The following is a 9,711-nucleotide window of genomic DNA, read 5'->3' on the forward strand; positions in this document are numbered from 1 at the left end:
TATAACGCCTTCTTTATTTCTTTTAGCGCCGTTTACACCGTAGTCAGCTTTCATCTGGTGCAACCAGGTTACAAACTGTTGTGCGTTCTGGCCATCGCGTTGTAAGTCGTTGGTCATTTTGCTGGCAGGCAGTTGTGCGTAGTAGCGCAGCTGTTGTTCGCAATCTCTGATCACTTTATCGGCCAGTTCATCTGCTCTCTTCGCATCGCCGGCTATATAATAAGCGTAGATGGTTTGAATAGAGGTGTAGTTGTGCATGTTGCCCGGAGTGGTCATGGCGTACGGGAAGTTAGTTTCCAGTATACCCTTGTCCATATAATGCAACACATTCAGGGCGCTGTCTTTCGACATACCATTCTGTGTCATGGCAACAGACAGCTTGGTAAATGCCTGACGGAGGTACATGATCATTTTCCTGTTAGGCTCATCGAAGTAGGTACCGCGGGTTTGAGCGCCACCGAACTCAAATTTGTGCATCAGGTTATCATACATTACGCCTACGTTGGCATTGATATCCATGCCCAGCGGATCGGTAGATGTTTGCTTAGGCAATGGTACCAGGTGATAGGTCAGACCATCTGTTTGCATGTATTCATTCAGGCCAAGATCTGTAGGACTGGTAAAGTAGATAGGTCTTTTCCAGTTATTGGCAGCAATGATATCATATACAGCGAGGTCATTTTTCAGCAGGTAGTTCTTGGTAATTTTGAAAGGCATGGAAGGTAAGATCTTCGCACTGTCTTTCGCAGCTACCACACCATTTGCGAGAATAGTCTGTTTGTCTACCGGAATATATAACTGACGGGTAGGCAGGAAGTTTTCTGCGCCACCATCCTGGGTAGTCACTTTACTGTTTTGATCATCGCTTCCCATGAAGTGCATGATCTCGATCAGGTTAAAGGACTTATCTGCAGGAATATTTCCCGGATCGAAGAAGCGGATATAGTTGCGGTTTTCGCCCTGGTATTTATCTGCAGACCAGGTAAATGGAATTGCAGGACTTTCGTTCACGGCTTTGCGCATCTGATCAATGTACCAGTCAACACCGAGGAGACTCAGGTTAATTACCCTGATATCCGGACGGATGCCTTCTACTTCCTGTGCATACCAGAGGGGGTAAGTATCGTTATCACCTACGGTAAACAGGATCGCATTTTTCTGGCAGGATTCCAGGTAATCTTTCGCGACATCTCTTGCTACGTACTTGGTAGAACGATCATGGTCATCCCATTCCTGGAAGGCCATGAGTACCGGTACTGCCAGCAGGCAGATGGCGGTAGCCAACACTGGAGTGATGGCACCTTTTACTTTCTTTTTCAGGAAACTGTATACCGACAGCACGCCTAAACCTATCCAGATAGCATAAGCGTAGAAAGAACCTACATAAGCGTAGTCACGTTCACGTGGCTGGTTACCGGCCTGGTTAAGGTAAATAACGATCGCAAAACCTGTAAAGAAGAACAGTAATGATACGATGAGGGTATCTTTTCTATGGTTTTTATACTGATAGAAGAAGCCCATCAGCCCCAGGATGAACGGCAGGAAGAACAGGGTGTTGTGTGCCTTGTTATCTTTCAGACTGTCCGGCATCATGCTCTGATCGCCATAAATGAAGTTATCTATAAAAGGAATACCGGAAATCCAGTTACCATCGCGTACGTTACCGTAGCCCTGGGTATCATTTTGTTTACCGGCAAAGTTCCACATGAAGTAGCGGAAGTACATATAATTGACCTGGTATTGGAGGAAGAACTTCACGTTATCGCCCAGACCTGGTTTTTCACCCTGTTGTAATCCCAGCCAGGATTTATAGAAATCGGCATGTCCCTGATCGTTGCTGGCATCCCATACACGTGGGAACAGCATCATATCCTCGGCGGCATATACCGGTTCCTGTTTCTTACCTGCCACCACGTAGTTTTTAGGACCACGGGCATAGATGTTACCACCTTCTTTGTATTCAGTAGGACGGGCAGTGAACACCTGACCATAGATCAGTGGGAAATCGCCATATTGTTCACGACCGAGGTAACCTACCAGGGAGATGGGGTTATCTACATTGTACATATCTACTGAAGGATTGGCAGTAGAACGTACCATGGTAGTAATATAAGTAGAGTAGCCCAGCAGCATAAACAGTACGAAGGAGATCGTGAGGCGGCTGAAATGGGCCGCTTTAGCGAAATCTATTTTTACACCTACCACTTTGAGGAGGTAAGGGATTGCTACAAAGAACGCTGCCAGTACAAATTTGAAGAAGATAACCGCACCGCTGGCATCATTAAATGCAGGTACCAGGATAACGGTGGCAATTACGATGAAAGGAGCATACAGGCCGAATTTTGGTTTTCTGTAACCAATCACCAGGATGGCTATAATCAACACGAAATAGAAGATAAATCCGGAGAAATATCCCATTCCGAGGCTATTTACGAAGAATACGTCCATGTAACCGGAAGCCTTCACAGTATCCTGGATCAGGTATTTTTGTACGATACCAGTGATACCACAACCTACTATAAATGCCCAGAAAGTACCCCAACTGGTTACTTTGAAGCGTCTGAAGTAGTACACCATGACCATGGCGGGGATGGTGAGGAGGTTGAGGAGATGGACGCCGATAGAGAGGCCCAGCAGGTAGCCGATCAATACGATCCAGCGGTCAGCATAAGGTTCATCTGCTTCATGTTCCCATTTCAGGATCGCCCAGAAAACGATGGCGGTAAAGAAAGAGGACATACCATATACTTCCCCTTCAACGGCGGAAAACCAGAATGAATCGGAAAAGGTATAAGCGAGTGCACCTACGGCGCCAGCGCCCATGATGGCAATCATTTTTTCCTGTGAAATTTCTTCACCGGCTTTCACCATCAGTCGGCGTGCGAAGTGGGTGATGGTCCAGAACAGGAACAAAATAGTGAAACCACTGGCCAGGGCAGTCATGGTATTAACGCCCAATGCAGCCTGTGATGGTTTCAGGAACATACTAAACAATCTTCCAAGCAACACGAACAACGGTGCTCCGGGCGGATGTGGAACCTGTACTTTGTAGGCACTTGAAATAAACTCGCCGCAGTCCCACAAGCTGCCTGTAGCTTCCATCGTTTTAATGTAAACAAAGCAGGCAATGATGCAGATGACCCAGCCGACCATGTTGTTGGTCCTTTTAAAATTCATAAGGTTGTTTTAAGGTCCGACAAAAATATAAAAAACAGCAAATTATGCTAATCTGACGAACAGTTTTAACTTTTTGTAAATATCTTTTTAGCTGTTAGCCTTTAGCTGTTAGCTTTTAGGCACCTGTTTTATGCTGGTGAGGAGATAAAGCTTACGGGAAGGGCTAACAGCTAACAGCTAAAGGCTAACAGCTGTTTTCACCGTCCAGGCGACAGGTTTAGCGTTGAAAAGGACTTTGGTGGCGGCCCATGTTTCGCGGAAGAGGTCTGAGTGCCGGTAGTTGTCAAGTGCGGCTTCAGATTCCCATTGGCTGAAAGTAAACCAGGTATTTCCGGAAGCGGGATGTTCCCAAAGTTCCAGGTGCAGGCATCCGGGAAAATGGCGGATAAGCAATTGTTGTTGAGAGAACAGGTCCCGGAAGTTGTTTACTTTATCCGGGTCAAATTCCATTTTAACGATACGGTTAATCATTGAAAAATTATTCTTACAGTTTGGTAGTACGACAGTTGCTGGTATCCGGAGGGTTGTGTGAGCTGATCTCTCCGGAAGCCCTGGAGGCCGAAAAGGCCGGCGGCATTTCCCTTGTTAATGGCGATTTCCAGGTATCCGGCCGCATTAAAGAGGGCCAGCTTGGTACCTTCCGGTACGTCTGCATATGTTTCGCTGATCTGGTTAATGACTTCATCGCGGCGGAAGAAGATACGGAAGCGGCGATTTTTGCATTGCATATCGAATTGTTGCCGGGTGATGTTTACCACCACATTCTCGAAGCTATCGATATGAATGATTTGTCCTTCTATAAAATCGTCGCCTACCAGTGGTTGCAGGTTATGCTTTACATTGATTTGCTGGGTGAGTGGTCCCAGTTCTCCCAACGCCTTACCCCGGCTCAACTCTCTGGCAGCTGAAGCCAGCAGTTGTATGATGGTAAAAGTGTTCTTGGGCGCGTCGGCAGGCAAGGGTATCTTGATGACCTTCTCCGGCATACCACCAACAATCATGGTGAGCAGGCCGTTGTCGGCGCAACCGATGTATTGTCCGTTGTGCTCGGCCACCAGCACATGATCTGGCCGTTTGTCAAATAAATTGATCAGTACAAAATGGAAGGTACCCAGCGGGAAGTAAGCGAAGGCGCTTTTACAGATATAAGCGGCCTGTGGTAAGTTAAAAGGGCTTATATGGTGTGTGACGTCCGTAACATGACATTCCGGGCAGTATTGCCAGAGCTGCCCTTTAATGGCACCTACCAGGTAATCCTGCATTCCTATGTCTGATGTTAATGTTATGATGGACATGCCCGAAAATCTAAATCCAAATCCCTATGTTCAAAACCCACAGTTCAAATCCCGTCCTCACTATTCAACCTGTTTTCTCACATTCAGAATGGCAAATTAAATGTGCGCTTTCCATCCAAAAAAGATGCCATTGGGGTTATGTGAGTTAAACTTAGTGCAAATAAAGACAAAAAACCCGATGCGATCGTATTTTAGGTGGAATTTTTTCACACTAACGTGAACGGCTAAAGTGAAATAATCGTTTATTATTGCAAAGGAGAACCCGGTTCTTTTTTAAAGTGATTGTATACCATGCCGTCCAGAAAGCCGGGCAATAGTTTGCTCAGCAACACCGTGAGCTTACCCTGACCAGTGAGTACCAGGGTACGTTTACGTTTGGCAATGGCCTTCGCAATGGCTGTTGCCACCGCCTCGGCACTCATCAGCTTTCCTTCTTCCAGCGGTGTTTCACTTTGTGCCTGTCCCTTAGGGTTCAAGGCCGTATTACGTATATTCGACGCCGTGAATCCGGGACATACCCACATCACGTTAACGCCTGTATGTAAATTTTCTGTCCGCAGTGCTTCGAGGAAACCCTGCATCGCAAACCTAGAAGCCGAGTAACCGGTACGTGCCGGCAAGCCCCTGTACCCCGCAATAGAAGACACCCCTACAATGGTTCCTTTATTAGCGACAATAGACTCATACGCAAACTTGGTACAATATACCGTACCCCAGAAATTGATGTCCATCAGTGACTTTAATACACTCACCTCCAGATCACGGAACAAAGCACGCATAGAAATACCTGCGTTGTTAATGAGTATATCTATCTTTCCAAACTTCGCAATCGTACTTTCAATAAAGGCTTTGCAGTCGGCTTCGATGCTCACATCCGCTACAAAAGTAAATAAGGCCTTGTGTTGCTGTAAAGCATCCAGCGCCTGTTGCTTTCTGCCGCAAACAGCTACAGTAGCACCCTGCGCCAATAATTCTTCTACCAGTGCTTTTCCAATTCCTGACGATCCGCCGGTGATGACAACCGTCTTGTTTTGAAAGTATGTTTTCATGGGTATAATTTAAGCCCCACAAAAATAGGCGAGAAGATGATAGTAACAGCATTTTATTACTTCTTATTTACAGATGTGTAACTGCTGATTGCTGCATTGTTTCGCTTGTAATACTTGTTGGTATTGTGTTTGGTGGTTATTTTGAAGAAAAATTTGGCAAGAAAAAAAATATTGTTATTTTTGCAACCGCTTAACAGCAAAGGATTCCCTAGCTCAGTTGGTAGAGCAATACACTTTTAATGTATGGGTCTTGGGTTCGAGTCCCAAGGGGATCACTGGAAGATTACAAAGCCTGCGCTAGTCGCGGGCTTTTTGTTTTAGGTCTATTTGTTAGTCTATCAAAGTGCGAAATTGCAATTCGTGTTTACTTAGTTTTATTCGGGTTGACTTGTCGTTATAAATATAAGGATAAAATTGAGGTAAACTTGATCCGTAAACTTCTGTGAAGTTGATTTTTCCGCATTTTGTTTATTGTAGAAGGCCACATACATAGCGATATTGGAAAAAAAACGATACCGAAGATTATGGCAGGTTGTTTATTTGCGACGTCATTAGTTCAATAAGCCTTAGATAGCCTCTTACATTATCTTCTTTGATTACCAATTTTTGTCCCAGGATGTAATTAACATCTCCAGACCGATCAATATAAGATTGATCAACAAACCCTTCTGAATGAGCTAATAGATGCCGCTGTTGAAAAAATATTTTTAAGATACGCATTTCGTCAATAGTTAACCAATCTTCATAACCTTGTCCAAAGTGATCTTTCCAGTAACTACTTCCTAAATCGAGTTTTTGAAAAGCATTAAAACGTACATCGATATTTGGCGCCTTTTGGCGGAAGGTTACTTCGCAAAATCTTTGGAAAGCTACTACAAGATCAACTAAGCTAGATTCTATAAGATTTTGAGTTAGTATTGCAGCATCATCTTTATTGAAAGAGGCTTGAATTATGGGAATGCTTGTCAATTTTACTTTTATCTTATCTAAAGAAAAACCGAATGTTTCTTGAGCTGAGTTATGGCCACAACAGGGGCAAAAGAACGCACTTCCAATAACTGCGTAACGGGCATTGCATTCTTTACAGGAGATTTTCAATTCCATTTCCTCCATTGCGGCAATTGGGAGTATTGGCCTATTGACATGCTCGCCTTTGAAGTTCATTTTTATGGAGAAAAAGGCATTTTGATTTTGTAGTGTGTTAAAGACTTTTGCATCTTCTCTAAATCCTTTGTCTAAAACATTTAGGATATGTTTTTGAGCTTCCTCCCGGCCATCTTTAAGTTGTTGTTGTGTAAACCAAGATGTGGAATTTGCTTCTTTACGGCACATTGGGCAATAAATAACTTCATCTTGAAATAGATTCTTCCAATCATCTAGATGTACTTTAAATTGAAATAAGCATTGTTCATTGGGGCATTCACGGTCAATATAACCGTCAGAGTCAGTGTCTATTGGTATATGGACCTTGTTCTTGGCCATTTCTTCCACAGCTTTAAGTACATTTTTAAACATATGCTTCGATTTACTACTCATATTGCCACATTTTGCATGCTGATTTGACATTCGATCTTATTTGTATGGAGAAAGTTGATCGAAGTGAAGTCTAAGAAGTACAAGGCAACCTCTATTGTTTCTTCCATAAGTAAACGTATCTATAAATTAAGGGGTAAAATATTGTTAATAATAACTCGGTTATCTACGTAATTTAAAAAGAAATATTAAATAAAAGGATATTTTTTTATATATTTAGTAAAAGGATTTGTGTATGAGAAAGAATTTGCAGCGATTGGCATCCTTTGCCACTTTTGATCTCCCATTTAGTGTAGGCTATAATCAGTTACTACTCCGTACGATTCATAATGAACAAATAGGAGCTATTCCCCGTTGGAATATTGAAGGCACACGAAGAAAGCTAATCGCTCATTATTGGTATAGGCATATACTTTATCACTTCCTATCGTTGTTCGGCATTGTACTACTTATTATTTTGCCATTTAGTCCTTACATTAATTTACTTTACTTATCTGTACTATGCATAATGTAGGCGGTAAGTTTTGAGATAGTTTACTGTTTTATCTATTTGCCTTTTTTCATCAACCTTTCATCATCAGCTCGAATCATTGATTGCGAACCACATATTAAACCTAATAGCGAATGTAAAAATATATAACTGATCGACATTTAAGCCCATTTCCATAACTGCCACCATCTCCTTGTAATAGGGAGTGCTTCTGTGATATTAATGGTTTCATTTAGGTGCTTTACGTTACTGTCATACCTGTCTCTGAACTTCTCAGCTATTTCCAGTAAGTATTCCTTTTCTGTTCTGATCCCTGCTATAGCATGTTTGCATTGCGATATTGTATTCAATACGTCTAAGATTATTTGATCGGTTCTCATGTCTACAATGGCAATAGTCATTGGATCAAGGTATTGGCCTTCCAAATTATAAAGATCGCTCGGGTCACCTAAATTTCCTGCCGCAAGCGCATGATGAAGGTCAAAAGCTGCACGAAAAGCGCATTGCTCTATTGCGCCATTAAAATTTCTTTGCTGAATAGCTACCTCCCAATTTGCTAATAAGGCACCTATACGCTGTAGCTTTTCGTTAACTTCTCGGGATCGCTTACCAATGTTTTCCTTGTAACTTTCATAACCATTGAGCAGTTGGCTGTAAAGGTGCCGCAGAGCCGAAACAGTGCCAGTAAATCGATTGGTAAGGCGCACTGCTTCATCCAGAGGTAGGTTACCATCCTTGTTGAAATGTTTAAGTAGTTCCTCATTGTTCATGGAATTGAAGATTTCCCCGTCCAGATTTGTAGCTACCTGTAATTCATAAACGCCCCATATATCAGGCTTCTCTGTGTCTAAGATATCTTGCATAATTGGCGACTGCGCACCTGCAATAATTTTATATACCTTAGCTTCAGCTATCCACCGCTGCCCTGATTCCCATGTTCGCCGCCTCCCTCGGTAATGATCGATTAATAGTGTTAACATAGCACCGGCGAATAAAGAAACAAGTGCTAAAATAATATCATTGGAAACTGCCTTTTCCTTGTTGTCAGCAAGTTGACCGCTATCTAAGCGAATGTTTATGGCCGCGCTATCTCTTGTAACTAATTGCAGGGTGTCCGACAATTGGAAGACAGGCTTGATGCGGATAGTATCTGTCAGTAGGGGGACTACTTTTGTGGAAGTTCCTTTAGTTGTTTTAGGTAAGTTTTTCTGGGCATGTGCTGATACAGCCATCATCAGGACGCAAATAAGTGTGTATTTCATCAAAAGGCTTTGGAAATTTCTACTAGATAAAGTCTACGGATGTTTGTATTGATGTAAATATATAAAAAAGTATTTAAGTGACCATAACAGCCTTATAAATAGGGTAGGATATTCGTGATACAACCGATCTTTTTTTCCTTTGCTTCGCCTATCGCGTTGTATCAGAAACTCTCTACTATAGCTTTCCTCCGAAGTTTGGACGCAGTTTAACCTCTATCAAAATTTTTAGAGGTAGATTTTATTTCTGGCTTTTTAGTTATTTTCGATCAGATAGGTAACCCCAATAATTTTAAAGCGAAGAGTATGAAAGAAAATGTGCAAAATGAAAACGCTGTAACCCCCATGTTGTTCCCCTTTGACCCCGACCAGTATTGGCAACGGATTAGACTCATTATCCGGGAAGAAGTTACAAATGTAGAAAGAAGCAAGCCCGCTCAGCCAATCTATGAAACACCCGGATTGACCTACAAGCCCCTTTTTAAGCTAGCAGAAGTCTGCAAACTATTTCAGGTTACCAAACCTACCATTTACCAATGGATCAGACATGGGAGGCTAAAGCGGTACAAAATCGAATCCCGTGTATTCTTTCTCTGGAATGACATACAGAAACTATTACAACCCGAACAAGACAGCAAAGATTAAACGTTCAGCTTTGCTGTCCGTTTGCGATGATTGAACAGACAGCTTCGCTATCTGTTCCGTGGAGATTGAACCGGCGGCGTTGCCACCAGTTCGTGAAGATGATACAGGTAGCTTCGCTACCTGTATGCGGAGATAAACCGGACGGCTTCGCCATCCGGTTGCGGAGGTTGAACGGATCTTCGCTCCGTTAGCGAGCGGTGTTTTTGCTACGCAAAAACCGCTCGCCCCTTCGCTCCCGGTGGTCGCAAAGGGGAAATGCAGCG

Annotated in this window: 8 protein-coding genes and 1 tRNA gene; 2 read left to right on the plus strand and 7 right to left on the minus strand. The window is 43.0% G+C overall.

What is annotated here, in order from left to right:
- The 4 genes from VIP81_RS13305 to VIP81_RS13320 form a co-directional block, all read right to left on the minus strand.
- On the minus strand, positions 1–3,177 hold a 3,177-nt coding region (locus VIP81_RS13305; RefSeq protein ID WP_331961224.1), incomplete at its 3' end, for a DUF2723 domain-containing protein.
- 177 nt (positions 3,178–3,354) lie between these two features.
- Positions 3,355–3,648 (minus strand): putative quinol monooxygenase, encoded by a 294-nt coding sequence (locus VIP81_RS13310; protein ID WP_331961227.1) that lies wholly within the window; start codon positions 3,646–3,648, stop codon positions 3,355–3,357.
- On the minus strand, positions 3,645–4,472 hold the full coding sequence (locus VIP81_RS13315; RefSeq protein ID WP_331961230.1) for an SAM-dependent chlorinase/fluorinase: 828 nt from the start codon (positions 4,470–4,472) through the stop codon (positions 3,645–3,647). Before VIP81_RS13315 ends, VIP81_RS13310 begins: the two co-directional genes overlap by 4 nt.
- Before the next feature lie 245 nt (positions 4,473–4,717).
- Positions 4,718–5,521, minus strand: a complete 804-nt coding sequence (locus VIP81_RS13320; protein ID WP_331961233.1) for an SDR family oxidoreductase — start codon at positions 5,519–5,521, stop codon at positions 4,718–4,720.
- 202 nt (positions 5,522–5,723) lie between these two features.
- On the opposite strand from VIP81_RS13320, the gene VIP81_RS13325 reads away from it, so the two are divergent.
- Positions 5,724–5,796: transfer RNA gene (locus VIP81_RS13325), tRNA-Lys, on the plus strand.
- A 247-nt stretch (positions 5,797–6,043) separates the two neighbouring features.
- Here the strand turns inward: VIP81_RS13325 and VIP81_RS13330 are convergent.
- Together VIP81_RS13330 and VIP81_RS13335 are read right to left on the minus strand one after the other, a co-directional pair.
- Positions 6,044–7,036 (minus strand): hypothetical protein, encoded by a 993-nt coding sequence (locus tag VIP81_RS13330; RefSeq protein WP_331961236.1) that lies wholly within the window; start codon positions 7,034–7,036, stop codon positions 6,044–6,046.
- A gap of 669 nt (positions 7,037–7,705) precedes the next feature.
- The gene (locus VIP81_RS13335) at positions 7,706–8,806 is read right to left on the minus strand and encodes a hypothetical protein (RefSeq protein WP_331961239.1); all 1,101 of its coding nucleotides are present in this window, start codon (positions 8,804–8,806) and stop codon (positions 7,706–7,708) included.
- 342 nt (positions 8,807–9,148) lie between these two features.
- Here VIP81_RS13335 and VIP81_RS13340 point away from each other — a divergent pair, with 342 nt between their 5' ends.
- Entirely contained in the window at positions 9,149–9,448 is a 300-nt protein-coding gene (locus VIP81_RS13340; RefSeq protein WP_331961242.1) for a helix-turn-helix domain-containing protein, read from the plus strand.
- Here the strand turns inward: VIP81_RS13340 and VIP81_RS13345 are convergent.
- Positions 9,419–9,711 (minus strand): hypothetical protein (locus tag VIP81_RS13345; RefSeq protein ID WP_331961245.1); only part of this gene is annotated, 293 nt, incomplete at its 5' end. The genes VIP81_RS13340 and VIP81_RS13345 overlap by 30 nt on opposite strands.

Origin of the sequence: Chitinophaga sp., from assembly GCF_036566945.1 — a bacterium.
Taxonomy (GTDB): domain Bacteria; phylum Bacteroidota; class Bacteroidia; order Chitinophagales; family Chitinophagaceae; genus Chitinophaga.

Bases quoted from the DNA above. Each gene is read 5' to 3' on its own strand.
- VIP81_RS13310 (WP_331961227.1), bottom strand. From the start codon at position 3,648: ATGATTAACCGTATCGTTAAAATGGAATTTGACCCGGATAAAGTAAAC.
- VIP81_RS13315 (WP_331961230.1), bottom strand. From the start codon at position 4,472: ATGTCCATCATAACATTAACATCAGACATAGGAATGCAGGATTACCTG.
- VIP81_RS13320 (WP_331961233.1), bottom strand. From the start codon at position 5,521: ATGAAAACATACTTTCAAAACAAGACGGTTGTCATCACCGGCGGATCG.
- VIP81_RS13330 (WP_331961236.1), bottom strand. From the start codon at position 7,036: ATGTTTAAAAATGTACTTAAAGCTGTGGAAGAAATGGCCAAGAACAAG.
- VIP81_RS13335 (WP_331961239.1), bottom strand. From the start codon at position 8,806: ATGAAATACACACTTATTTGCGTCCTGATGATGGCTGTATCAGCACAT.
- VIP81_RS13340 (WP_331961242.1), top strand. From the start codon at position 9,149: ATGTTGTTCCCCTTTGACCCCGACCAGTATTGGCAACGGATTAGACTC.